Raw genomic sequence first — 23,566 nt, forward strand, 5'->3', positions numbered from 1 at the left:
ATGGAGCAGGCCTTTCCTGACTCCGCGACACCATCATTGTGAGGGACGACCACCAAGCCTTCAAACTCGGCTGGCTGGGCTCCGCCCGTTACACCATCTAATCAGCTTTGATATAGAATCACGAAACGGGAACAGCGCTCGTGGACGCTGTCAATTTCACGCGAACGTCGAGTAGCTTGCTGAAGCGTCGCCATCTCCTCATCCGTCGGAGCATGCAAGCCGAGTCACGCGCAGACAGCGGCAGTTGTTCCGCGCGCTTTCCGTCCCGGTACATGAAGGAGGCGAGTGCAGGCATGAGGAATCCTTGTGAGGTTTCTATGCGGTGAATACACAGCTGCTTCAGAAAGCTTAGATCTCCGGCTTTCCATGAGAGACACTCAGATGATCACCTGTTCCCCTATTTCCACGACGCGGTTTGCGGGGAGGTGGAAATGGTCGCTGGGATCGATCGCCGATCCCGCCATCCCGATGAAGAGCCGGTCCTGCCACTTCGGCATGCCCGAGTTTGGGTCTGGAACAAGCTTGCGTCGTCCGAGATAAAACGACGTCGTCATGATCTCGAACTTGAATCCTTCCTTCCGGCAGTGCGCAAGGGCCCTTGAGACATTTTGATCGTCCATAAAACCGAACCTCAGCTCCAGCTCGGTGAAGCGTTTGGAGAGTTTGTTAAGCGTGTAGCGGTCCTTCTCAGCAACGTAGGGAACGCTAGCAGTCTTGATGGTCAGGATGACGTTGTGCTCGTGCAGCACGTGGTTGTGTTTGATGTTGTGTAAGAGAACTGCCGGGGTGGTGTCGGGGGTTGCGGTGAGGAAGAATGCCGTTCCCGGCACCCCAAGGGGGGCATGCTCGAACTTTCTCTCGACTGCGGCAATGAACTGGCTGAGAGGGACCTCCGAGCGGGTGGTCTTCTCTCGCAGCAGCCTGACACCTTTACGCCAGGTCCACATCATCGCCATCAAAGTGCCGGCGATCAGGATCGGCACGTAACCGCCATCATGGATCTTGAAGAGGTTGGCGCCGAGAAAGGCCAATTCGAGCAAGTACAGGGGAAGCAGCACCGCGATAGCCGTAAAAACAGACCAGCCCCACCGGTGCCGTGCAAATTCGAAGGCAAGGACGGTAGTCATCACCATGGCGCCGGTGACGGATATGCCATAAGCGGTGGCAAGCGATTCTGAGCTACCGAACAAGAATATGAGCACCAGCACGCCGGTCAGGAGCGCGGTGTTGACGAGGGGCAGGTAAATCTGACCGGTCTCGGTTTCCGAAGTGAAGCGGATTTCGAAGCGTGGCAGGAGGCCGAGGTGAATTGCTTGCCGCACTAGTGAAAACGCTCCGGTGATCACCGCCTGGCTGGCGATGATCGTCGCGGCAGTTGCAAGGATCACCACCGGCAACAGCGCCCAATCGGGGAACATCAGGTAAAATGGATCCGACGCAGACTCCGGATGGGACAGGACCAGTGCTCCCTGCCCGAGATAGTTCAACGTCAGCGCCGGAAATACGACCGCAAACCATGCCGCCTGAATCGGACGGCGACCGAAGTGGCCGAGATCGGCATAGAGTGCTTCTGCTCCAGTAACGGTCAAGAAGACCGCACCAAGCACGATGAACCCGACAAGGCCGGCACTCCATAGGAACGCAACCGCATAAGCGGGATGGAACGCCGCGAGGATACCTAGATCATCGCGGATATGGGCTACACCCGCGGCTCCCATAGCGAGAAACCAAACGAGTGTGATCGGCCCAAAAAAAATCGAAACGGCCCCGGTGCCACGTGACTGGATGGCAAACAGTAGCACCATGATCGCCACGGAGATCGGCAAGACGTAATCGTGAAATGCCGGTGTGACGAGCGTGAGCCCCTCGACGGCGGAGAGAACTGAAAGTGCCGGCGTGATCATCGCATCGCCGATGAAAAGGGCGGCACCAAGAATCCCGGCCATGAACATCACCGTCGCATATTTTGGCGCCTTCTTCAGAAGCAGGGCAAGCAGGGACAGCATACCCCCCTCGCCGTCATTGTCAGCCCGAAGCAAGAACAGCACGTACTTGAAGGTGACGATAATAGTCAGGGTCCACAGCATCAACGAAATGAGACCGATGACCTCCGCGCGCTCAAAACCGCCTGCCGCAAAGGGGCGAAGCGCTTCTCGAAAGGCATAGAGCGGGCTTGTTCCGATGTCGCCGTAGACGACCCCAACCGATCCAAGAGTGAGTGCCAGAAACCGTCGCGTGCCGTTCGTCTGGTTTGGGGAGGCGGTCATAAGTTCCTCTCGTCAGAAAGCGCCCGGACTGGGCAGCGGGACGGTGATTTGACCGTGAGCGCGGTCGTCTGCAGGCTAATATGGACCAAGAGCGACTGTCTTTTTCTTGAGGGATACGGGACGGGAGGTTTTCCAGGCGCGATGTCGACGATCAGCTACAACCGGGCGATCTGGCCCCCGAGAATCGGTTGCTGAAGAACTCACTTTAAAACAGTGGTTCAACAGAGCCGCACCTGCACTATGGGCGAGCTCATTGCGGGCGCCATGGACATCAGGAGCCTCAAAGCAATTCAATGGCGCAATTGACAAGGCGATTCTTATCGTCGCCATCAAACTTACCAAGGTCCCTCCCAACCGAATCAATTGCAATAGCTTGGCTGAGCGTATCCAGGTTCATGAATCTACTGGCAATATCAGTACGCTGCTCAGGCGGTAGAAAATCAGATGCGCCCAGCTGATGGTGGGGGTTGCATCGGCACGCGAGCGCCAGAATTGTCGATTTCGCTCAGCTGCTGCCCCGTGGCGAGGCTTTGCGGATGTCAGTCCTCTGCCTCTTCGCCGGTCTCAACAGCGCTGTGTAATGAGCATTATTGATGATGACGCCCCCGCTGTTCGCGAGGTTGCTCCTGTCAAATGAACTCGTCAGCTCGTCCTGGGCCACGCGCGTTTTGCCCAAGTGCCGTTCAAACTGCGCTGGCGCGACTTGTCCGGATCGCTGCTCTTGCAAGACGGCGTGTTGCACCTGCGACCCAGCCGCTACAAAAGCTTCCGCGGGGATTGCGGCAAGCTCGTGCGGCAAGCGCTCCTCCCTCAGTCGATTTTGCGGCGCCTGCCGATCGGCGACGAGATAGTTGAGGTGCAGCGGCAGCTGCTGGTCCGGCCGCTCTTCGTTCGCCAATCGATGAACCAGCTCGCGCGTGCCGTCCACCACGAAGACACCGCAATCAACACCGTTGTTCTGCTGGGCCATGGCGGGTGTCACCACGGTGATCGCGTCCAGCCTTGTTGCGAGCTCTCGTGCAGGCGCGTCGTTGTATCCCTGTCCATTGTGCTGGATGGAGTCGTAGTGATAGGCGACAGCTCTTTCCGGGTCGCGGCGATCAACGAGCAGCAGCGACCAATGGTTGATGCGTAGAGGATCCGGCGCTGGATCCATAGGATCGAAGCTGTTCACAGGCAGGAACACGAAGTCGGCTGGGGCGTCGTTTTGATGATAGATGGACAGCAACCTATCTTGCACGTCCAAGTGGCGACGGCGCAGTTGATGGGAGACCGTCGCATCCACCAGCCGCGTCCGAGCGGCGAGCACTGGATCGTCCTCCTGCAGGTCCCGCGCCAGCAACTGGTAATCCCTGTGGATATGGGCGTCGCTCAGCAGTTCGGTGGCGCCGAGTACTGCCCCCTGAGGGAGGTTGGACGAGCCTGACGGAAAGGCTCCGATCTCAGCATCGGAGGAGGTGGTCAGATCAAACAGGGGAACACCGCGATAGGTGTCTGACAGCCTGGCGTTCGCTGGCGAGGCGGGTTCTGGAGCCCTCGCCGGTACTGCTGCCGCTACAGCTTCACTCATCGGACCGCGATGGACGAGCCAAAAGTCCTTGCGCCCTTCCGACCTCGCGGCGGTGTAGCAGTGACCTTCAATCTCGTAGTTCCAGTCCGGCTTTTCCGCATCCGGCAAGAGGCCATGGCGGTCCAAGAAAGAGAGCATCGCGTCTGGTTCGTCGGCTCGATCATCGAACAGCGGCCGGAGCTCCTCGGGAATCCCGTCTGACCTGGGGGACGGGGCAGCCCGTTGCCCGGGCTTCTGCGAGCCGCCCGCGGAAACGGGCTCCGCATCACGAGTCAGTTGTAACGCGGACAAGAGCGTCCTGTCGGCCGGGAACAACCTCTCGGCGAATTCTATCCGCGAACCGTGATCCAACCCAGATATCGTCTGGCCCCGACGCTTAAGCGTTTCAGAAAATTTGCGAAGACTATAACCATAGAGAGCACGGGTTCTAGGGGCCAACCTGCTGTCACTGGTCACATGTTCTAAGACATGCGCGTCGGCCTCTGAGGGCACCCTCGGCTGCCCAGTAGGACCTGAATAGCCCGGCTCATAATACGCGCGAAGTGCGTTCAATGCCTGCTTCATATACCTGTTTTTCGGAAAGAAAGCATCGACGTGATCGACCAGGGATTGGTTATTCTTTAGATCAATCGCTTGGCCACGAGCGCCGAGATCATTCGCCAATCGGCGAAGCGCACTCGTGTATGTATGCACCGTGTTGAGGCTATAGTGTTGCTGAGCCGCAGCGTGAGTGATCGCCTGATCAATAATGCCCCGGTGTTCGCTGGACAGATGGGGATAGTAGCGATCAGGGGCGTTACTCGCGACAGGAGCCGGATCGGCTCGGCCAAGTGCTGCTCAAAGCCCAGTTGCCGCTGGCCCGCTTGCCGCTCTCCTAAAGCGGCGTGCTGCACCCGCGACAGAGCTGTTACAGTGGGTGGGTTACTATTTCGCGGGTCCACGCTAGCCTCACATCAAAACTCATCTGAGCGAGTCTACTGGGGCAAGCTGTCGAAAAACTGACGGGCCTCAGTTCAGAAAGGTCTAAGGGGACGCGACGCATGCCTCGGCTGCACGCGAGGCGCGAGTGGCTGGTGTGTCAAACGCTACACACATGAGAATCCGGCCGCTCGGATTCTCAGCTTTAAATGCCAAACCAAGTCGAAACAGTCGCAGTCTCACATTTAACGGCCAAGCGACAGCAGCCTCGGTCACTTTGTGCCGATAGAGGCTTGATTTCCGCGCCAGACGCATCGCGAATTCCCGCCAGGCCCAGACCGGCCCTGCATCCATCTCCTCCCACGCCTCTATTAGCGTCACACCCCAATTCGCCTCGACGTCGCGGATCGCGAATCAAGCGCGCTCGGGCCGCGATCACCCCAATTCCGGGATGGACGATCAGGCAGAGCGTCCGCCGCCAGACGTCGGCAGGGATCGGCCGTTTGAGGAAGAGGGCGATAACAAGATCCGCTGCGAAAAGTGCCACCCCCTCGCGCTTCAAGTCGTCATGGATATCGAGCTCGATCGATAGCACGTGCCCGGCCTGTCTCGGGTCGACATGCAGGCGCTGGGAGAGCGAGTTGAAGTTATGGCAGAGGAGCAGGTCACCGTCCTCAGCAGATCCGGGGCAGTTGCTCGCCCGACAGCCAGTCGATGATCCGGCCGCCACCGAAGGAGGTCGCCATCTGCACAAAGCAATTGCCATCCGCCACGACGTGGCCGATCAGCGCAGCCTCCCTGCCAAGCGGATGCGCGCGCATTGCCGCGAGCAATGCGTCCGCACCCTTAGGTGCGACGACCGCCACGAGCTTACCCTCATTGGCGACGTTGAGCGGATCGAGCCCGAGGAATTCGCAAGCCGCGGCGACTTCGGGCTTTAGCGGGATCGCCTCCTCGTCGATGCGGAAGCCGACCTTCGACTGGCTGGCGATTTCGTTCAGAGTCGCGGCAATGCCACCGCGCGTCGGATCGCGCATTAGTCGAATATGCCTGCCGCCGGTCTCGACCATCGCAGCCACGAGCCCATGCAGTGCAGCGCTGTCGGAGACAATTGCCGTGTCGAATTCCAGGTTCTCACGCTTCGACATCACGGCGATGCCATGGTCGCCGATCGAGCCGGAGACGATGACCGCGTCGCCCGGCCGGGCGGCATCGGCGCGGAGATCAAGCCCGTCGGGCACCTGGCCGACCCCCGCCGTCGAGATGAAGACGCCGTCGGCCTTGCCGCGCTCTACCACCTTGGTGTCGCCGGTGATGATCGGCACGCCCGCCTCACGAGAGGCCGCGCCCATGCTGTCTGCGATGCGTTCGAGATCGGAGAGCGGAAAGCCTTCCTCGATGATGAAGCTTGCCGAGAGATAGAGCGGCACTGCACCCGCCATGGAGATGTCGTTGATGGTGCCGTGGATGGCGAGCGTGCCGATATTGCCGCCGGGGAAGAAGAGCGGCGAGACGACATAGCCGTCCGTCGTTATAACCATGCGCCCACCGGGCACGGAAAAGGCCGACTGGTCGTTGCCGGCACGCAGCCAGTCATTGTCGAAGGCCTTATGGAAGATCACCTCGATCAGATCGCCCATGGCCCGGCCGCCGGCGCCGTGCGAGAGATCGACACGGCCGTTGGCTATATCGAGCTTTCGCCCGCAGGCCCTGATCATCATGTTCATGCGACCGCCCTCCCGGCGTCGACCTGCCGCGCCTTCTCGCGGAAGCGGCCATAGGTCCAGTGGGCGGCACAGGCGCCTTCCGCGGAGACCATGCAGGAGCCGATCGGCGTATCCGGCGTGCAGACGGTGCCGAAGAGCTTGCAGTCGGCCGGCTTCTTAACTCCGCGCAGGATCGCGCCGCATTCGCAGGCCGGATTGTCCTTCGCAGCGGGCGTCACCATCGCGAAGCGTTTCTCGGCATCATAGGCCGCATATTGCGGCCGCAGCCTGAGTGCGCCATAGGGCACCTCGCCGAGCCCCCGCCATTCGAAGCTCTCGCGGAGCTCGAAGAAATTTGCGACTTCTGCCCGGGCCCTCTCGTTACCGAACGTGGTCACGGCACGGATATACTGGTTTTCGACCTCGTGGCGTCCATCGTTGACCTGCTGGAGGAGCATCAGGATCGCCTGGATGACATCGAGCGGTTCAAAGCCTGCCACGACGACCGGCTTTCGGAATTCCTCGGCGAAGAATTTGTAGGGCTCGGTGCCGATCACCGTCGAGACATGGGCGGGGCCGATGAAGCCGTCGATCTTGATCGTGCCGAGCTTGCGCACGTCGGGGCTTTCGAGAATGTTCTGGATCGCAACCGGCGTCAGGACATGATTGCAGAAGACCGAGAAATTGCCGAGGCCTTTGGCGATCGCCGCCTTGAGCGCCAGCGCCGTCGGTGGCGTCGTGGTCTCGAAACCGATGGCGAAGAACACGGCTTCGCGGTCGGGTTCGGCCTCTGCGATCCAGAGTGCGTCCAACGTCGAATAGACCATGCGGATGTCGGCACCGGCCGCCTTGGCCTTGAGGAGGCTCGATCCGTTCGAGCCAGGCACACGCATCAGGTCGCCATAAGTGCACAGCGTGATCTCGGGCCGCATGGCAAGCGCGATCGCGGCATCGATGCGGCCGATCGGCAGCACGCAGACGGGACAGCCCGGGCCATGGATCATCCGCACGTTCGCCGGCAACAGGTCCTCGAGTCCGTAGCGGGAGATGGCATGGGTGTGGCCGCCGCAGAATTCCATGAAATGATAGGAACGCGCGGGGTCAGCAACGGTGGCGATCTGCCGGGCGATGTCCTTGGCTAGCGTGCCGTCGCGATATTCGTCGATATATTTCATACCGCATCTCCCACTGCTGCTTCGCGGATCAGGGCCAGTGTCCTTGCTGCCTCCCCGGGATCGATCTTGGCGAGCGCATAGCCGACATGGAGCACGACATAGTCGCCGACCTTGATGTCGTCGACGAGCGCCGTCGAAATGATCTTCGAGACGCCCTCGAGCGTGACCTTCGCCATATCCTCGGGCAGTACTTCCTTGACCTGGACCGGTATGGCTAGGCACATGTCCGGTTCTCCTCCATTGATGCTTGATCGTGCACGACGACGTGCCGCGCATGGGCCGCCTGGCCGAGCGCGATGCCGCCGTCATTGGCGGGCGCCTGTCGCGGCAGATAGGGATCGAACCCGCGCTCCCGAAGCGTCTGCGCCAGCCCGTCTGCAAGCACGCGATTGATCATGCACCCGCCGCCGAGCGCGATCCTCTGCGTCCCGAGGTTGTGCGCTCCCTCTGCAGCCCATTCCGCCAAACCGGCGATCAGCGTTCCATGAAAGAGGTCGGCGGCATCGGCGCTTCCGAGCTCCCGACCCGCAAGATGGAGCATGAGCGGGCGGAAATCGAGCACGCCGTTCCGGATCTCATATCCGCCGACAAGAGAGCGCGGCGCCCGGACCAGCGCCTCGAACTCCATCGCAGGCTGCCCTTCATAGGCTTGGACGAGGCATAAGCCGGCAATGGCGGCCGCAGCGTCGAAAAGTCGGCCAAGGCTGCTCGTGCGTGGCGGCCGCATGCCGCGGGTGAACATCGCCGTGACCTGCTCAACCCCCGTATGACCGGGCCAGAGCTTTGCGGCAAGGTCAAGGCGTCCAGCCGCCTCGAGCGCCGCCAGCCCCATGCGCCAGGGCTCGCGCGCCGCACGGTCACCGCCCGGCAGCGGCAAAGGCGCGAGCGATCCCGCACGACGCCAGTGGTGGCCGTCGACAGTCAGCATTTCCCCGCCCCAGCTCGTGCCGTCGGTACCGAAGCCATGACCGTCGAGTGCAAGACCCAGAACCGGCCCGGGGAGGCGATGCTCCGCCGCCACCGCCGCTACATGGGCAAGATGATGCTGGACCGGAACGACAGGCAGGCCGAGGCTCTCCGCCATCCGCACCGACCGGAAATCCGGATGCAGGTCGCAGGCGGCGAATTCCGGCTTCACATTGAGGATCGAACAGAGATGGGCGATCGCCTCGCGCTGGAAACGGATCGCCTCGGCGTTGTCGAGCCCGCCGATATGCTGTGAGAGAAAGGCCTCACGGCCGCGTGTAACGCAGACGGTGTTCTTCAGATCGGCGCCGGTGGCGATGACCGACGGACCGTCCGTGCCGAGGTCAACAGGCTCCGGCACAAAACCACGGGCGCGGCGAATGAACGAGGGCGCGCCGTCGATCACCTGTAGGACGGAATCGTCGGCGCGGACGGCGATATCGCGATCGTGGGTGACGATCAGGTCGGCGATTGTGGCAAGGCGGCGCGCGGCATCGGCATTGTCGGCGACCAGCGGCTCTCCGCCGGGATTGGCGCTGGTCGCGACCAACGCAGGAGGACAGTGTGGCGAATGGCGGGCAAGCGCATCGAGCAGCAGATGATGCAGGGGCGCATAGGCGAGGATCAGGCCGATGCGGCGGAGGCCGGGAGCGATCCCGTCGGAGACCGCGCCGGCCGGGGCTTCGACGAGCACGATCGGGCTGGCCGGAGAGACCAGCAGCGCCACTTCAGCTTCGCTCAGCATGGCGAGCTGCCGCGCCGCTTCAATATCGCGCAGCATGATGGCGAAGGGCTTCTGGTCGCGTGCCTTGCGCTGCCGGAGGAGAGCGACCGCCTCATCGTTGCGGGCGTCGCAGAGCAGATGGAAACCGCCGACCCCCTTGAGCGCGACGATCGCCCCGTCGTCGAGCCGCGCAGCCACCTCGGCGACCGGATGGCTCAGCCCCGGTCCGCAATCGGGGCAGGCGACGGGCTCGGCACGGAAGCGTCTGTTCTCCGGGTCGAGATAGTCCGCCTCGCAGGCTTGGCACATCGGAAACGACGCCATAGAAGTTTGCGCCCGGTCATAGGGCAGCGCGCGGGTGATGGTGAAGCGCGGGCCGCAATGGGTGCAGTTAACGAAGGGGTAGCCGAAGAAGCGGCTCGCAGGATCGCTCAGTTCGTCCCGGCACTCGGCGCAGGTCGCGGCATCCGCGGCGATCCGGGTTGCGCTCTTGCCGCCCAGGCTCTCGAGGATTTCGAACCGCGCGCCGCCGGCGGGCGCAAGTTCGAGGACATCGATCGAGCCGATCCGGGCGAGCGGCGGCGCCTGCGAGCGGATGGCGTCTGGAAAGCGCTCTGCATCCTGCCCCTCGATCTCGATCAGAACGCCGGCGCTGTCGTTGAGCACGAAGCCGGATAGCCGCATGGTCCGCGCAAGCCGGTAGGCAAAAGGCCGGAAACCGACGCCCTGCACGGTGCCACGCACCCGCAGCCTGAGACGCCGGATGGGCCTTTCGATCTGTCGCGCGAGCGCCGGCGCCATGGTTCACGCCACCTTCGGTCGCGCAGCCCTGCGGGCGGCGGATGCTTCGAGCCAGGCGTAGAACGCTTCCATCCCTTCCCCCGTGCGGGCCGAGACCGTCAGTGTCGGCAGCCGCGGATTGACGCGCAGCGCATTGGCGACGCAGAGGCCGACATTGAAGTCGAGATGCGGCAGCAGGTCGGCCTTGTTGAGGATCATCAGGTCGGCAGCCGCGAACATGTTGGGATATTTGAGTGGCTTGTCCTCGCCCTCGGTGACCGACAGCACCACCACCTTATGTGCCTCGCCGAGATCGAAGGCCGCGGGACAGACGAGATTGCCGACATTCTCGATGAAGAGCGCCGAACCGGGTTCGGGTGCGAGATCATCCACTGCATGGCCGACGATGTGCGCGTCGAGATGGCAGCCCTTGCCGGTATTGATCTGGATGGCGCGGGCGCCGGTCTCGCGGATGCGCGCCGCATCGTTCGACGTCTGCTGGTCGCCTTCGACGACGCTGATCGTAACACGATCCTTGAGGTCGGTGATCGTCCGGACCAACAAGCTTGTCTTGCCGGAACCGGGACTGGAGACGAAATTCAGCACAAAGATGCCGTTGCGGTCGAAATGGCGCCGGTTCTCGGCGGCATAGGCATCGTTCTTGGAGAGAATGTCGCGCTCGACTTGGATGATCCGCTCCTGGCTCATGCCGGGAACATGGACGCCGGCTATGCCCTTGCCGTGGACGCTGCCGTCCGCTGCATGGCGATGGTCGTGATCGTGGCCGTGGTCATCATGTGCATGCTGATGGGGGTGACCATCATCTTGGTGGTGATGGTGGTGGTGCTCATGGCCGAGCTCGTGGTCCTGGTCATGCTGATGGCCATGCCCTCCAGCCTCGTGCTTGTGGCCTTCGATTGCCGACGTTCCGCAACCACATACCGTGCACATCAGACCACCTCCATATCCCTGATCTTCAACTCGTCACCGGCGGTCATCTGGACGCGATGCTGGCCGCAGTGGGGGCAGGCCCCGAATCGTTGCTCCAGGGCCACCGTCTTGCCGCAGTCGAGGCACCAGCCTTCGCCCGCAACCCGGTTGATCTCCAGCGGGGCGCCATCGGCCATCGTGCCGTGTCGCACCGCCTCGTAACAGAAGAGAAGCGCGTCGGGATCGACATGGCTCAGCACCCCGACGTCGAGGCGGACCGCTTTCACTCGCGTGGCCCCGTTCTTCCGTGCCGTCTCGCACACGATATCGATTACGCTCTCCATCAACGACATTTCATGCATCGGCTGCCCCTACATTGACCTCGAAGGCCACGCAGGGGTCGAACAGCACCGCGAGAATTGATACTGACCGTACGACTGCCACATCGGTGCCGACCGGAGACGACCGCAGCGTCTCGACGAAGGGACCGGCGGGATGGAAATTCCACTCCGTCGGCGCAAGAATCCGGTAGGCCGCGAGCCTGCCATCAACCCCGATCTCCGCCTGATGATAGAGCCTGCCGCGCGCGCATTCCACAGCGCCATAGCCGCCGGCGCCCGGCGTCCGACCGCCGCTGGCAAGGCAAGCCCAGTCGAGCGCGCCGCTGCCCACGAGCGATGCGAGCTGGGTGAGCGAGGTGCGGACGTCCCGCATCCGTGCGCGCAGGCGTTCGGCCAGATGCGGCACCCCGGGAGAGCGTGCGGAGGCGAGGCGGGCATAGGCGCCGGTCTCGACGACACGGCCGGGAAGGTGCGGAAGGCTGGCATAGCCGGGCTCTACGCAGAGCCGCGCGACGACGTCGGCGTCGTCCCTTCCGGTCAGCGGATGGGACCCGCCCCCGGTGAAGACGGTGTCGTGCTCGACGTCGCGCAGCATCGCCGCGCAAGCCGTTCCCGGCACGGGGACCTCTCCCTCGTGCGGGACGCCGAGCGATGCCGCGGCCATCGAGAGCCGCTCGGCCGCGGGCGCGAGCTGGGCACGCTCAATCCTGTCTGCCTTGACCTTGGCGATGATCGCCTGCGACGCGGCAAGCGCGTCGCGAAGGTTGCTGCCAACGGAGGCGGCGAGCCCGACGGGCAGGGGCGCCGGCCATTGAAGAACCAACGCGCGCAGGGTCTCGAATATGCGCTCGGCGAGCAAACCGGCGCCGGCGCCGACGCATTCACAATCGCCCATCGCACGATCCGTGGCATTGAGGACGGCGAGCCGGGCGGCCACCGACTGGGCAAAGCCGCAAAGCGAAAAAACCTGGCGGGCAAGGAGGGGCGCCTCGTCGGGCCTGCGACCGATAAACATGCGCGCCGGGCCCTGCGGGCGATTTGCCGTGACCGAAACAGAACAGGCGAACCCGCGCGGCGCCGCGACATCGATCCTTATCGTGCCTGCCCCAAGAAGGAAGGTCATGTTTCGGCCCCCGCCTCTCGCTTTTGGAAATGCCCGCGCAGCACGTCGCGCCGGTTCACCGCCGCAGGCGGGGCCGGAGGCGGCTCGAGCGGTGCGAGGTCGAAGAAGGCGCGAACGGCCTCCTCGGCGGTGGCGAGCGCCGCCTCCATGGCGGCGAATTCGAAGACAGGCGAGAACAGAGAACAGGAATCCACTCTGCCGATCCCGTCGAGTTCGCCGATGATGAACTCGACTTCGCCCGCCGGCAGCCCGACGCGCAACGTCGTGCCGGAGACGGCGGCGGCCGAGGGCGCGCCATCCGGCAGGTCGATCGCCACGAGGTTCATGAACCAGGGCGTGGTGACGATGCCGAAGGCGCGCCCGCCAAAGGCGCGGCACCCGGTCGCGGCAACGCCGAGCGCCGGGTTGCAGATCGACACGTCCGCCATGGCGGTGACGTGGACATGCCGATAGCGATCCTCGAGCCGCTGCCCGAGTTGGTGGACAGGATCGAGCCCGACCGGTACCGCGAGCTCAGCGCGCATCGCCTAGCCTCATGAACTTTGACTGCAGCGCATCGCAGTTCGGACAGCGCCAGTCCTCCGGCAGGGCGGCGAAGGCCGTGCCCGGCGGAATCTGCCAGACCGGATCGCCTTCGGCCGGATCATAGACATGCCAGCAGATACCGCATTCCATCCGGTCGTCGTCTGAGAAGGTCTCCCGCTTGCCGAAATTCTCGAAGCCGCTCATCTGAAATAGGCCTCCTCGATCTCGCGGAGCCGGACTTCGGAATCGCGGAAATCCTCCTCCGCGGCCACGGCGACCGAGGGTATGTCGCAGATCTCCAATGTGTCGAGGATGATCGTATCCATGGCGTCGTAGAACTGCACCGACCAGACATTGCGTGCGCCGGTCGCCACGATACGGCACGTGCCGTAGCCGCGCGCGATGAGCTGCACGGGTCCGGCGCCCAGCGTATTCTGCAGGAAGGCCATGTCTTCCGGGCTCATCGGGAAGAGCGAGAAGGTGATGATGTGGGCCGGGTCGCCGTCCCCGTCGCGAGCGGCGCGGTCGCCGATCTCGGTGAGAACGGGCATCACATTCATGGCGCCGGCCGGGGCCGGACCGTGGCTGACCGATGCCGGCAGTGCCGAACAGGCCTGCCGGACCGCGGCGGGGATGCTCGCCACCTCGACATAGTCGCCGATCAGCCGGCCTTCGACATCTGTGAAGCGGACGCGCCAGACGCCGGCCATGACAGCCTCCTGCATCTGCGCCGTGATACCGTTCGTCAGTGCCGCGACGCCCGCGACCTCGCCCTCCCCGAGCGTCTGGACAATCAGTTCGCGGTCGTCGTCGGAATAATCCGTGATGTCGAACAGCCGGCCCGGCGCGTCAGCGGCCTGGACGGCGAGCGCATCGGCAAGCTCCGGCAGCAGCGTCGCCGTCCGCCGACAGCGGCGGATCATTTCCTCGGCACTGCTGGTGGCGAGGAAATTGAGCTTGCGGGCGCGCAGCGGCGGCTCGGCGCCGATCGGCATCACCGTCATCGCGGCATCTTCGCCCTCGGGCGCAACCCAGAAACCGGCCTTCATCGCACGATCTCCTTGCCGGCATGGGTGATCTCGACCTTAGGGTCGCCCGAAGCGATCATGACAGGCGCGTCGGGCGCTAGCCAGGTCCCGATCTTCGCCACATACTCCGACCAGTCGCGGATCTTTCCGATCACACCCACCGGCTGATCCCGGCGTGTAACGACAAGGCTCGGCACGACGACCACATTGAAGCGGGCCTTGAGCTTGTCCTCCGCCATGCGCCGCACAACGGCGCCGCGCATGCGGCCGCGAAACAGGCCGAGCAGTTCGGGCAGCACCACGGCGACATCATCGGCCTCGGGCCGCTGCGCCGGATCGCCGGTGAAGAACAGCACGGCATTGTCCGGCTCGCCCGCGGCCGGGGCGAGGAAGGCATCGAGCGTCGTCTCGTCGACGACGGGCAGGCGCGCCCGCTCGCTTAGGGCGCGGACCAGGGCAGATGGCATTATCTCCTCCACAAATCATCATGCAAACGTTCTGCAGCACGATCTGCAAACCGCGTGCCAGATCGGGGAAGGCTGGATTCCATTGATCTGGAAGGGAGATTTTCGCCGTGGGTAAATATCGCCGACGGTGAGGATGAAAAGTCATTTCCAGCTTGGAAGTTGACTTTTCAGTTGTCGCGCAAATGTGCCGGCAGTTCCGGCTCGCGCAAGAGGAGGTCCGAAAACAAGCTTTCGAAGGCGCGTCCCTCGACCGCCTCGGCGAGACCGGCCAGCGCGTCGTCGATCGCGCGCGCCTCCTCGGCATCGAGCACGCGGATGGCAGAACCGAGATGGGTGAGCAGATGGGTGCCGGGCGGTTGCGGGCCGACCAGCATCAGGGAGACGGAGGTTACCTCGCCATGGCGCTCACACTGGGCAACGAAGTCGTTGCCGGCGATGACCTGCATGGGAATACCGATGCACATGACGCTTCACCTTCGTCCTGAACTTGCGAATCGGAAGCCGTGGGGCGCAGGGGTGCCCATACGGCTCCCGTGAGACGGACGCCTCGGGAGAAATGCAGTTCAACCGGCGAGCAATGCCGCGCCGGCAAGTGCGACGGCCGCACCTGCTATGCGGGACACGACCTGCCCTGCCCGACCGAACCGGAGCGAGGCGAGCCAGGCCATGCAGGATGATGGTCGCGGCCAGGAAGCCGGCCACGTAGCCCGTTGCATTCGACATGGTCAGCAGCTCGGCGCCGTGAGCCTGGCCATGGAAGAGCGCGCAGCCACAGAAGTGGGAACCTTCACCTCGAAGGCCACCAGCAGCCCGAGCGCCGCCACGGTCAGAGCAATAACGGTCTCCATCATTGTCAGCGTGACACCCCGGATGCCCAGGATGCCGCCGCCTGCCATCAACGCGACGAAAGCCGAGGGCAAGATCCAGCGCGCCTTGTCGCCGAGCGTCGATGCCCAGAAGCCGATCGCCACCATCGCAACGGGTGGGCGAGACCTGGCGTGCCATCCGAATGTAGCCCTACATGGGCATTGGCGACGCTCGGCAGAGTCAGCGCGGCGAGTGCTGCCGCCATTCTCAGGAAATCCATGGGATCCTCCTCAGCAGTTCAACGTGCCGGCTCGGCACGGCGCTCGTAATGTTCATAATCGATGTCGTTTTCCAGGAGCGGTGGCACCACCGCTCCTTCCGGCCGCACGGTGATCGCAACGCCCCAGTCCCTCAGCACCCGGACCGCCGTTTCGACGGCAGCGGGTATCGCCGCCTTGACCGGCGCGGTTAGCGGTCCGCCCCAGTCCTCGAGGTCGAGCGGCTGGCAGCCGATTAAGGTCAGCCGCTCAGGATACTGGCCCATCAGGTCGGCGGCGCTCAGCACTTCCTGGAAGCCGGTCTGGTGCAGGCTCATCTTCTTGGCGCCGGTGAACTTCGGCACCTCGTCGTCTTCCACCACCTTCATCGTGCCCGGCTCAAGCCCGTAGTCGATTGCGTCGAAGACGATCAGCCGATCGTGCTCGTTGACGAGCTGCACGAGATAGAGTCCCTGCGTGCCGCCATCGAGGATGGTGACATTGTCGGGCACCTCATAGGCCTTGTGAAAGGCTTCCACTGCGCGCACGCCAAGGCCTTCATCGGCCCAGAGGATGTTGCCTATGCCGAGAACAAGGATGCGTGGCGAAGGCGACGGTGTCCCGGAGGATGGGATGGCCATCTAGTCCTCCCTCTCCTTGAAGAGCCGCTCTCCCGAAATCATCGACGAGATAATGCTCTGCCGGCTCATGATGTCCTCGCGCACGGCCACGTAGATATGGACCATGACGAAAACGAGGATCACCCACATGCCGAGGTGGTGAAAGGTGTGGATATCCTGGCTGTTCGGCCAGATCGAGAACACCCAGCCGAAGAGTGCATATTCCCAGCTGTCGCGGCCTGTGCCCTCGCTATAGAGCGCAAAGCCGGTGATCACCATGAAGAAGAGCGGCAGGGTGAACATCAGGAACATGGTGAACTGGGGAAGCGGACTGTGGCCGGCATACTTCTTCGGCTGCCGCGTGAGGAAGGTGTACCAGCGAACCTCGTGAAGCCATTCCTTCCAGAAGCGATCGCTCCAGAACGGCACGTAGAAGATCTGGCGGGCATGGATGTTGCCGACGAAGGCCCAGTAGACGCGCAGGATCAGGAACACGGCGAGGACCTGCCCCGCCGCGAAATGGATGAAGCGAATATAGCCCATCAGGAAGTTGGCGCTCGCCTCGCCCGGCACCGAAGGCAGGGGCGAGCCAATGAAATAGCCGGTCAGTGCGAGCGTCAGGATCGCGACGGCGTTGACCCAGTGCCAGATGCGCACCGGGGCTTCGTAGATGTAGACCCTCTGGCGCTCAATGACCTTTTCGCCGTGCGCGTCGGCTGCGGCGAGAGTCTCACGGATCGTCATGACCATCCCTCCTCACCGGACCTGAACCTTGGCCATTTCCTGTCCGTCCGGGCTCATGACATGCGTCGAGCAGGCCAGGCACGGGTCGAAGGAATGGATGGTTCTGAGGATTTCGAGCGGCTGGGTGGGGTCGGACATCGGCGTATCCATCAGCGATGCCTCGAAGGCGCCGATATTGCCCTCGGGATCGCGCGGGCTGCCGTTCCAGGTGGTGGGGACGACGCACTGGTAATTGTCGATCTTGCCGTCCTTGATCTTGATCCAGTGGGCAAGCGCGCCGCGCGGCGCTTCGGTGAAGCCGACGCCCTTGACCTCCTTCGGCCACGTCTCGGGCTTCCACCTGTCGACATGAGCGGTGGAGGAGTCGCCGGACTTGATGTTGGCGATCAGCTTGTTCTGAAAATGGCGCATCTCATGCCCGGCCCAGCTCGATTCCAGCGCTCGCGTCGCCGTGCGGCCGAGCGTCGAGAACAGCGCCGCGACCGGCAAGCCGAGATCCTTGAGGACCTTGTCGACAGGATCCTTGAACTCGGCCTTGTTCTGCGCATAGCCGACCACCCAGCGGGCGAGCGGTCCGACCTCCATGGCATGTCCGCGCCAGCGCGGCGCCTTGATCCAGGAATACTTGGCGCCCTCATCGAGTTGCCCGATATTGGTCTTGGTGCCCTTGGCGTTGGGGCCGAGCTCGTAAAGCGGCTCGGTGACGCCGTCCCAAGGGTGCAGTCCCTTGGACTCGTCGGGATACTTGTACCAGGAGTGGGTGACGAATTCCTGGATCTGCTCGGGATCGGCATGGTCAACCGGATGTACTTCCGCGAGATTGCCGTTGATGATCGCGCCGCGCGGCAGCCTCAGGCTTGCCTCCGAATAGTCGTTGGCACGCTGTGGCACGTCTCCATAAGCCAGGACATTCTTGCCCGACAATCCGCCCCCATAGAGCCAGTCCTTGTAGAACGAGCCGATAGCCATGATATCGGGGACATAGACCTTGTCGTTGAACTCGATGATCTGATCGATGATGGCGGTCACCATGTTCAGCCGTTCCATGTTGATCGCCCCGACGGCTCCTGTGGCGTCGATGTTGATCGGACAGGGCACGCCGCCCACCAACCAGTTCGGATGCGGGTTCTTGCCGCCGAAGATCGTGTGGATTTTGACGATCTCCTTTTGAAAGTCGAGTGCCTCCAGATAGTGCGCCACCGCCATCAGATTGGCTTCCGGAGGCAGCTTGTAGGAGGCATTACCCCAGTAGCCGTTCTTGAACGGGCCGAGCTGACCGGACTCGACGAACTTCTTGAGACGAGTCTGGATGTCCTTGAAGTAGCCTGGAGAGGAAAGCGGCCAGTCGGAAATGGATTGCGCCAGGGCGGATGTCGCCTTCGGGTCGGCAGAGAGCGCTGAGACCACATCGACCCAGTCGAGCGCGTGAAGATGGTAGAAGTGCACGACGTGGTCATGCACTTGTAGCGCCAGTTGCATCAAGTTGCGGATTGAATTGGCATTATCAGGAATGGTGATCCCGAGCGCGTTTTCCACCGCGCGGACCGACGTGAGTGCATGGGTGCCGGTGCAGACGCCACAGATGCGCTCGGTAAAGGCCCAGGCGTCGCGCGGATCGCGGTTCTTGAGGATCACCTCTATGCCGCGCCACATGGTGCCAGTCGACACGGCATTGCGGATTATATTGTTTTCGTCGACGTTGACCTCGACTCGCATATGCCCCTCGACGCGGGTGACGGGGTCAACCACGATGCGTTTACCCGAATTGTCGAGGGTAAAGCCGTTTGGTGTTTGGATCGCCATGTTTGTGCTCCTCCCCTGAGACTCAAGCGTCGGCTTTTTTACGCTTGGTGGTAACACGCTTGACGGCGGTGACCGCCGCATGCACCGAGACGGCTCCACCGACGATGACGGCAGCGGTCAGGCCGACCTTGTCAGCGTTCGCCTCGGCGCCGAACTGGTGCAGGTTGGTCAGCCGGTCATAGAAGCTGCCATTGTCCCAGAAGCCGTCTTCCGAGCAGCCGATGCAGCCGTGGCCCGACTGGATGGGGAAGGAAACACCGCCGTTCCAGCGCACGGTGGAACAGGCATTGTAGGTGGTCGGGCCCTTGCAGCCCATCTTGTAGAGGCAGTAGCCCTTGCGTGCGCCCTCATCGTCCCACTCCTCGACGAATTGACCAGCGTCGAAATGCGGGCGGCGGTAGCACTTGTCGTGGATGCGCTGGGAATAGAACATCTTCGGCCGGCCCTGCCGGTCAAGTTCAGGCAGCCTGCCGAAGGTCGTGATGAAGGTGACGACGCCGGTCATCACCTCGGCGATCGGAGGACAACCCGGGACCTTGATGATGGGCTTATCCAAGATGACCTTGTCGATCGGTGTGGCCTCAGTCGGGTTTGGCTTGGCCGCCTGCACGCAGCCCCAGGAGGCGCAGGCGCCCCAGGCGATAACGGCAAACGCGTCCTCGGCCATCCATTTCAGCTTTTCGACGAAGGGCCTGCCACCGTCGATGCAGAACATGCCGTCTTCGTTGAGCGGGGGATTGCCTTCGACGGCGAGGATGTACTTGCCCTTGTACTTCTCCTTGGTCTCCTCGAGGATCGCCTCGGCTTGATGGCCGGCGGCGGCCATGATCGTATCGTCGTAATCGAGCGAAATCATCGACAGCACAACATCCTTGACCAGCGGATGGGCCGAGCGGATGAAGCTCTCCGAACAGCAGGTGCATTCAAGTCCGTGCATCCACATGACGGGAATGCGCTCCTTGGTCTCGAGCGCCCGAGCCATCGCCGGCGCGGCCCCCCGGCCGAAGCCGAGGCTCGCCGCTGTCAGGCTGCAGAACTTGGTGAAACTGCGCCGGGTAATTCCCTGGCGGCGGATGACGTCATAAAAGGTTTCGGCAGCTGCCATTTTGCTCCTCCAGCTATCCCGTCCCGAAGACAGCGTCGATATGAATGTTGGACCCTGTCCGAAAGCCAGCAGCAAGAAGCGGGCCAGTTCGCAGGACGGCGGCCTAGGTTCCACCTATGCTGATGATCGTTTAGTCAATCTCATCTCTGCCTGCATAGTATAGTTGCAGCAGCGCATTCCGGGACGAAAAGACTGTTGGCAGGACTGAAAAGTATCTTGCCGCCACTTCCGGATGCCCCTCGACCGACGTCAGTGGCTTGAATCCCTGATCTGAACGCCCGGCTTTTTGGCAGTAAACATTGTTGAGGAAGACGATGCGCTTGGTTTCGCTTCGCCTGTTACCACTCAATCTTTGCATCTGATCTCCAGGGACAGCGAGTCGATACGGAGCCGACGTGCGGATGGTAGCCCCCTGCAGCCTGACAGAGGCTCTAGATGGATCCGATCACCACCATACGACCTGATGATAGCGGGTTTTCCAGGCGTTCCTACTTGTAGTCCAGGAAGTCACGGACCGTTCTGGTGTAACTTCCGGGGCAGGGCGGGGTCCATACCATTGGCCCGGTTAGCAGGGCACCTATTGCGCAAATCCCCGTCAGACGGTGCAGTCATATGTCCGGCCGATCTGACGCGGTCTATGAACGCTGGCCACGATGAGATCCGCGATGCCGATCGCCTTATCACTTTGGCGCGCTCGATGGCGCATTGAGGAAGACGGTCTAATCGGTATCGAGAGAGTAGGAAAGACGCGGTCACCCAGAGATCGCTTGAACACCCCCGCCCACAGACGCGTCAATCTGTGTGCTGGCCGCTACTGCGAATGCGCCCGTCTGGTTGGAGATAACCTCACGTCGTATGTCACCGACGCAATGAAGCCGGTGGTCGATGGCCTTGTCGCCAATCGCCTTTAAGGTCGAACGATCGCCGCAACTACGCATTGCAAGCAGCAATCGGGCACCTCAGTCCATCTCGAAGGCGTCTTTGTCGGCGTAGATGCAACCCGCCGAAGTCTCCAGCCAAACATCCATCGCGCGGATGGGTTCCATCAGCACAACCAATTTTACAAAATTATAGAGAACATGGATATGGAGCGTCGGCTGGGATCTACTGAATGCGAGCTGCCACTCACCGACCTGTCAAACCATCTTACCGACACCTAGTGAACCGACGGGCGCGGTCGAGGCGAGATCGTTCGAAAACAAGTCGAAGTTGGATGGCGCCAGCCCGAGTACGTACTGCTTGATAGATTCGAAGGTGAGTTCGATGGGATTATTTCGGTGTTTTGGGGAACGTCTTCCAATATCTGTACAACGGTCTGCGCGAGAGTTCATAGAGCGTGCGCGCGATCCGATCTCTTCATTAAACGTACATCGGCAGATCGTTTCTCTCCTGCAGAAACCCGATCCCGTCATCTTGGACATCGGCTGCAATGACGGAACCGATACGAGACGCTTTCTCAGGCTTTGTCCGAAAGCTAAGTTCTACTGCTTTGAGCCCGACCCTCGAGCGGCGGCTCGCTTTAAGAAGGACATGAACCTGTACATGGACAAGGTGAAACTGTTTGAAATCGCGCTCAGCAACCGCAACGGCGAGATTGATTTCCATCCAAGCAATGGAGAAGGAAGCGCGAAGGAATGGGACCAATCTGGCTCGATACGCCGGCCCAAAAATCACCTTGTCGAACATGATTGGGTTCGGTTCGATGGCCCCATCTCCGTTGCAACTCGAACGCTTGACGACTGGTCCAGCGAAGCGAAGCTGAACAAGATCGATTTCATCTGGATGGATGTTCAGGGAGCCGAGTCAGATGTCATCGCTGGCGGCAGACAGACGTTGAGCAACACGCGCTTTGTCTACACGGAGTACAGCGACCACGAGCTCTATGAAGGGCAGCTGTCCCTGCAAGCCATTCTTGATCTTTTGCCTTCGTTTGAGTTGGTGACCCGCTATGCCCGCGGAGTGGAGGGCGATGTATTGCTTAGGAATACGAGCCTGTAGCAGGCTCTCTGATTGCGGCTTGGTGAGGTCAAGTTTCTCCTCTTTCGGGACCATGTAGCCCCGTGAGTCACTCGCTTCTCTTCGGCGGTCGGCGCAGGGCGCGCATGACCGGGTCAGTAGGGCGACCCGCCATGCTCTGGGCCGCGACCATTCTTGCTGAGCACGGCATGTCGCCAGCACAGCCACGGATGACCCGTGCCGAGCGTGGGAGCCAGCAAATGGAATCGCGCCTGACGCCGAGAATGCGATATCGGCAACCATGTAAGTTGGCGGTAGCAGGAACGTTGTTTCTGAGCTGAACGAGCCGGATCGTGCCAACTCGTCACTGCAGGACGTGGATCTGCCTGCGGCCGCCGAGCTTTGGAGCAGGACCGATGACTCGAGCGCGAATACCAAGATCGAGTTCCATGACGCCGGGGCGCTCGTCCAATGTCGGTCCTTTGGTCGTCAACACAGCTCTTGCCATGCCGCATTCTCCACCTGCGGAACGGCCGCAGCGGGGCGGGCGGCATTGTCATCGCCTCGACTAAACACACCGGTCGGATTGAAGTTCAGGGCGGGTTGCGGCGGAAGCACATGGAATATCGGCCTGGCAATCGCAAACAGTGATGATCCTCTCGGTTGACGAGGTCATCCGCTGCTTTCTGCTGGACCGCAAGTAAAAATTCCATTGGTTTGACGGGCATTGGGTGGTTCAGGCATCGAGTGCTTTTAGTCGCTTCTGCAACGTCCGCAGTTGAATGCAAATACGCGCATAGATGTTGTGTCCGCGCACTGCGCGAATTCGGCTTGGGCGATCGTCTCCAGGCCCGCTACGTTGGCTTGGTATTGTTCGTGGGCAAGGCTCTCGCTCACAGACCAACACTGGCCAGGTGCACAGCGCGGCTACGTTCGCGCTCCTGGGCCGGCAGCCCGCTGAACAGGCGTAGATCTCGTCACCAAATGGTGTTATTTCTAACGCCGGAATCAGGAAACGAGAATATGCGATCGACCATTAACCTCGACGACTCTCTCATGGAGAGGGCCAGGTTCCTAACCGGCACGAAAGAAACCGCCGCATTAGTCCGCCAATCATTGGAAACACTTGTTCGCGTGGAGTCGGGAAAACGCCTCATCGCACTTGGAGGAACTATGCCGGATGCAGAGGCAGCCCCACGCCGGCGGAGTGCCGCAGCCAAGCGATACTTGCAGACGCTTCCATCTGGATTGATCATTTCCGGCACGCCGATGCTGAACTGCGCAGGATTATTGAGAACGATCGTCTACTCTGCCATCCGGCCGTGATTGGCGAACTAGCACTTGGCAGCCTTCGGGATCACGGTAGCGTGATAGCTTTCCTGACGGCTCAGCGTGAAGCGTTCGTCGCTACGCACGACGAAGTCATGATGATGATTGATCGCCGCGCGATTTTCAGTATGGGCATCGGCTACACAGATGCCCACTTGTTGGCCTCAGTTCTCCTTGATCAGCGAGCGGCCTTGTGGACCAGAGACAAACGTTTGCGGGCAGCGGCGGAAAAGACCAGGGCGTCTCTGCATACACCTGTCAACACGCGGAACTGAAATAGTGATGCTACTCACAAACCCTGACTCCCTGATGAGATTCGAACCAGAGAACCTTTTTCACAGAAATTGTCGAGTTTCCAGGAATGGTCAACCGCTGGTCCTCGGCTGAAATGAATGAAGCTTTTTTGGGCTGCAGCTGGCACCAGG

At 61.9% G+C, this 23,566-nt stretch carries 21 protein-coding genes and 2 pseudogenes; 3 read left to right on the plus strand and 20 right to left on the minus strand.

The window, feature by feature from the left end:
• Positions 1-377: 377 nt before the first annotated feature.
• The 19 genes and pseudogenes from ILFOPFJJ_RS28775 to ILFOPFJJ_RS28865 form a co-directional block, all read right to left on the minus strand.
• Positions 378-2,267: a potassium transporter Kup gene (locus tag ILFOPFJJ_RS28775; protein ID WP_173513952.1), complete on the minus strand. Its 1,890-nt coding sequence runs from the start codon at positions 2,265-2,267 to the stop codon at positions 378-380.
• 505 nt (positions 2,268-2,772) lie between these two features.
• Positions 2,773-4,500 (minus strand): Ulp1 family isopeptidase, encoded by a 1,728-nt coding sequence (locus tag ILFOPFJJ_RS28780; protein ID WP_246299885.1) that lies wholly within the window; start codon positions 4,498-4,500, stop codon positions 2,773-2,775.
• A gap of 929 nt (positions 4,501-5,429) precedes the next feature.
• Complete coding sequence (gene hypE, locus ILFOPFJJ_RS28785; protein WP_173513953.1) at positions 5,430-6,482, minus strand: hydrogenase expression/formation protein HypE; 1,053 nt, start codon at positions 6,480-6,482, stop codon at positions 5,430-5,432.
• Positions 6,479-7,636, minus strand: a complete 1,158-nt coding sequence (gene hypD, locus ILFOPFJJ_RS28790) for a hydrogenase formation protein HypD (protein ID WP_173513954.1) — start codon at positions 7,634-7,636, stop codon at positions 6,479-6,481. Before hypD ends, hypE begins: the two co-directional genes overlap by 4 nt.
• Positions 7,633-7,860: a HypC/HybG/HupF family hydrogenase formation chaperone gene (locus ILFOPFJJ_RS28795; protein WP_173513955.1), complete on the minus strand. Its 228-nt coding sequence runs from the start codon at positions 7,858-7,860 to the stop codon at positions 7,633-7,635. The genes hypD and ILFOPFJJ_RS28795 overlap by 4 nt, the downstream gene beginning before the upstream one ends.
• Positions 7,851-10,127, minus strand: a complete 2,277-nt coding sequence (gene hypF, locus ILFOPFJJ_RS28800; RefSeq protein WP_173513956.1) for a carbamoyltransferase HypF — start codon at positions 10,125-10,127, stop codon at positions 7,851-7,853. The genes ILFOPFJJ_RS28795 and hypF overlap by 10 nt, the downstream gene beginning before the upstream one ends.
• A gap of 3 nt (positions 10,128-10,130) precedes the next feature.
• The gene (gene hypB, locus ILFOPFJJ_RS28805; RefSeq protein ID WP_173513957.1) at positions 10,131-11,057 is read right to left on the minus strand and encodes a hydrogenase nickel incorporation protein HypB; all 927 of its coding nucleotides are present in this window, start codon (positions 11,055-11,057) and stop codon (positions 10,131-10,133) included.
• Positions 11,057-11,398: a hydrogenase maturation nickel metallochaperone HypA gene (gene hypA / locus ILFOPFJJ_RS28810; RefSeq protein WP_173513958.1), complete on the minus strand. Its 342-nt coding sequence runs from the start codon at positions 11,396-11,398 to the stop codon at positions 11,057-11,059. The genes hypB and hypA overlap by 1 nt, the downstream gene beginning before the upstream one ends.
• The gene (locus ILFOPFJJ_RS28815; protein WP_173513959.1) at positions 11,391-12,500 is read right to left on the minus strand and encodes a hydrogenase assembly protein HupF; all 1,110 of its coding nucleotides are present in this window, start codon (positions 12,498-12,500) and stop codon (positions 11,391-11,393) included. The genes hypA and ILFOPFJJ_RS28815 overlap by 8 nt, the downstream gene beginning before the upstream one ends.
• Positions 12,497-13,024: a [NiFe]-hydrogenase assembly chaperone HybE gene (gene hybE, locus ILFOPFJJ_RS28820; protein ID WP_173513960.1), complete on the minus strand. Its 528-nt coding sequence runs from the start codon at positions 13,022-13,024 to the stop codon at positions 12,497-12,499. Before hybE ends, ILFOPFJJ_RS28815 begins: the two co-directional genes overlap by 4 nt.
• Positions 13,014-13,229: a rubredoxin gene (locus ILFOPFJJ_RS28825; protein WP_173513961.1), complete on the minus strand. Its 216-nt coding sequence runs from the start codon at positions 13,227-13,229 to the stop codon at positions 13,014-13,016. The genes hybE and ILFOPFJJ_RS28825 overlap by 11 nt, the downstream gene beginning before the upstream one ends.
• The gene (locus ILFOPFJJ_RS28830) at positions 13,226-14,074 is read right to left on the minus strand and encodes a hydrogenase expression/formation protein (protein WP_173513962.1); all 849 of its coding nucleotides are present in this window, start codon (positions 14,072-14,074) and stop codon (positions 13,226-13,228) included. The genes ILFOPFJJ_RS28825 and ILFOPFJJ_RS28830 overlap by 4 nt, the downstream gene beginning before the upstream one ends.
• Positions 14,071-14,520 carry a thioredoxin domain-containing protein gene (locus ILFOPFJJ_RS28835; RefSeq protein ID WP_173513963.1) on the minus strand — a complete coding sequence of 150 codons (450 nt, stop codon included), beginning with the start codon at positions 14,518-14,520 and terminating at the stop codon, positions 14,071-14,073. The genes ILFOPFJJ_RS28830 and ILFOPFJJ_RS28835 overlap by 4 nt, the downstream gene beginning before the upstream one ends.
• A 167-nt stretch (positions 14,521-14,687) precedes the next feature.
• The gene (locus tag ILFOPFJJ_RS28840; RefSeq protein WP_173513964.1) at positions 14,688-14,984 is read right to left on the minus strand and encodes a HypC/HybG/HupF family hydrogenase formation chaperone; all 297 of its coding nucleotides are present in this window, start codon (positions 14,982-14,984) and stop codon (positions 14,688-14,690) included.
• A pseudogene (locus ILFOPFJJ_RS28845) lies at positions 14,926-15,494 on the minus strand (HupE/UreJ family protein). Before ILFOPFJJ_RS28845 ends, ILFOPFJJ_RS28840 begins: the two are co-directional and overlap by 59 nt.
• A 131-nt stretch (positions 15,495-15,625) precedes the next feature.
• Entirely contained in the window at positions 15,626-16,225 is a 600-nt protein-coding gene (locus ILFOPFJJ_RS28850) for a HyaD/HybD family hydrogenase maturation endopeptidase (RefSeq protein WP_173513965.1), read from the minus strand.
• On the minus strand, positions 16,226-16,948 hold the full coding sequence (gene cybH / locus ILFOPFJJ_RS28855; protein WP_173513966.1) for a Ni/Fe-hydrogenase, b-type cytochrome subunit: 723 nt from the start codon (positions 16,946-16,948) through the stop codon (positions 16,226-16,228).
• Positions 16,949-16,960: 12 nt separating this feature from the next.
• Positions 16,961-18,751 (minus strand): nickel-dependent hydrogenase large subunit, encoded by a 1,791-nt coding sequence (locus tag ILFOPFJJ_RS28860; protein WP_173513967.1) that lies wholly within the window; start codon positions 18,749-18,751, stop codon positions 16,961-16,963.
• A 22-nt stretch (positions 18,752-18,773) separates the two neighbouring features.
• A complete protein-coding gene (locus tag ILFOPFJJ_RS28865; protein ID WP_173513968.1) occupies positions 18,774-19,856 on the minus strand; it encodes a hydrogenase small subunit in 1,083 nt (360 codons plus the stop codon).
• 1,350 nt (positions 19,857-21,206) lie between these two features.
• Here ILFOPFJJ_RS28865 and ILFOPFJJ_RS28870 point away from each other — a divergent pair.
• Positions 21,207-21,854: an FkbM family methyltransferase gene (locus ILFOPFJJ_RS28870; protein WP_376741467.1), complete on the plus strand. Its 648-nt coding sequence runs from the start codon at positions 21,207-21,209 to the stop codon at positions 21,852-21,854.
• A 322-nt stretch (positions 21,855-22,176) separates the two neighbouring features.
• On the opposite strand, the gene ILFOPFJJ_RS28875 is transcribed toward ILFOPFJJ_RS28870, so the two are convergent.
• On the minus strand, positions 22,177-22,320 hold the full coding sequence (locus ILFOPFJJ_RS28875; RefSeq protein WP_173513970.1) for a hypothetical protein: 144 nt from the start codon (positions 22,318-22,320) through the stop codon (positions 22,177-22,179).
• A 515-nt stretch (positions 22,321-22,835) separates the two neighbouring features.
• On the opposite strand from ILFOPFJJ_RS28875, the pseudogene ILFOPFJJ_RS28880 reads away from it, so the two are divergent.
• Both ILFOPFJJ_RS28880 and ILFOPFJJ_RS28885 read left to right on the plus strand, forming a co-directional pair.
• Positions 22,836-23,033: pseudogene (locus tag ILFOPFJJ_RS28880) on the plus strand (type II toxin-antitoxin system VapB family antitoxin); the annotation flags it as partial.
• Positions 23,034-23,035: 2 nt separating this feature from the next.
• Positions 23,036-23,416 (plus strand): type II toxin-antitoxin system VapC family toxin, encoded by a 381-nt coding sequence (locus ILFOPFJJ_RS28885; protein WP_173514085.1) that lies wholly within the window; start codon positions 23,036-23,038, stop codon positions 23,414-23,416.
• Positions 23,417-23,566 lie beyond the last annotated feature (150 nt).

Source organism: Sinorhizobium psoraleae (genome assembly GCF_013283645.1).
Lineage (GTDB): Bacteria > Pseudomonadota > Alphaproteobacteria > Rhizobiales > Rhizobiaceae > Sinorhizobium > Sinorhizobium psoraleae.

Bases quoted from the DNA above. Each gene is read 5' to 3' on its own strand.
- ILFOPFJJ_RS28775 (WP_173513952.1), bottom strand. From the start codon at position 2,267: ATGACCGCCTCCCCAAACCAGACGAACGGCACGCGACGGTTTCTGGCA.
- hypE (WP_173513953.1), bottom strand. From the start codon at position 6,482: ATGAACATGATGATCAGGGCCTGCGGGCGAAAGCTCGATATAGCCAAC.
- hypD (WP_173513954.1), bottom strand. From the start codon at position 7,636: ATGAAATATATCGACGAATATCGCGACGGCACGCTAGCCAAGGACATC.
- ILFOPFJJ_RS28795 (WP_173513955.1), bottom strand. From the start codon at position 7,860: ATGTGCCTAGCCATACCGGTCCAGGTCAAGGAAGTACTGCCCGAGGAT.
- hypF (WP_173513956.1), bottom strand. From the start codon at position 10,127: ATGGCGCCGGCGCTCGCGCGACAGATCGAAAGGCCCATCCGGCGTCTC.
- hypB (WP_173513957.1), bottom strand. From the start codon at position 11,057: ATGTGCACGGTATGTGGTTGCGGAACGTCGGCAATCGAAGGCCACAAG.
- hypA (WP_173513958.1), bottom strand. From the start codon at position 11,398: ATGCATGAAATGTCGTTGATGGAGAGCGTAATCGATATCGTGTGCGAG.
- ILFOPFJJ_RS28815 (WP_173513959.1), bottom strand. From the start codon at position 12,500: ATGACCTTCCTTCTTGGGGCAGGCACGATAAGGATCGATGTCGCGGCG.
- hybE (WP_173513960.1), bottom strand. From the start codon at position 13,024: ATGCGCGCTGAGCTCGCGGTACCGGTCGGGCTCGATCCTGTCCACCAA.
- ILFOPFJJ_RS28825 (WP_173513961.1), bottom strand. From the start codon at position 13,229: ATGAGCGGCTTCGAGAATTTCGGCAAGCGGGAGACCTTCTCAGACGAC.
- ILFOPFJJ_RS28830 (WP_173513962.1), bottom strand. From the start codon at position 14,074: ATGAAGGCCGGTTTCTGGGTTGCGCCCGAGGGCGAAGATGCCGCGATG.
- ILFOPFJJ_RS28835 (WP_173513963.1), bottom strand. From the start codon at position 14,520: ATGCCATCTGCCCTGGTCCGCGCCCTAAGCGAGCGGGCGCGCCTGCCC.
- ILFOPFJJ_RS28840 (WP_173513964.1), bottom strand. From the start codon at position 14,984: ATGTGCATCGGTATTCCCATGCAGGTCATCGCCGGCAACGACTTCGTT.
- ILFOPFJJ_RS28850 (WP_173513965.1), bottom strand. From the start codon at position 16,225: ATGGCCATCCCATCCTCCGGGACACCGTCGCCTTCGCCACGCATCCTT.
- cybH (WP_173513966.1), bottom strand. From the start codon at position 16,948: ATGACGATCCGTGAGACTCTCGCCGCAGCCGACGCGCACGGCGAAAAG.
- ILFOPFJJ_RS28860 (WP_173513967.1), bottom strand. From the start codon at position 18,751: ATGGCGATCCAAACACCAAACGGCTTTACCCTCGACAATTCGGGTAAA.
- ILFOPFJJ_RS28865 (WP_173513968.1), bottom strand. From the start codon at position 19,856: ATGGCAGCTGCCGAAACCTTTTATGACGTCATCCGCCGCCAGGGAATT.
- ILFOPFJJ_RS28875 (WP_173513970.1), bottom strand. From the start codon at position 22,320: ATGGCAAGAGCTGTGTTGACGACCAAAGGACCGACATTGGACGAGCGC.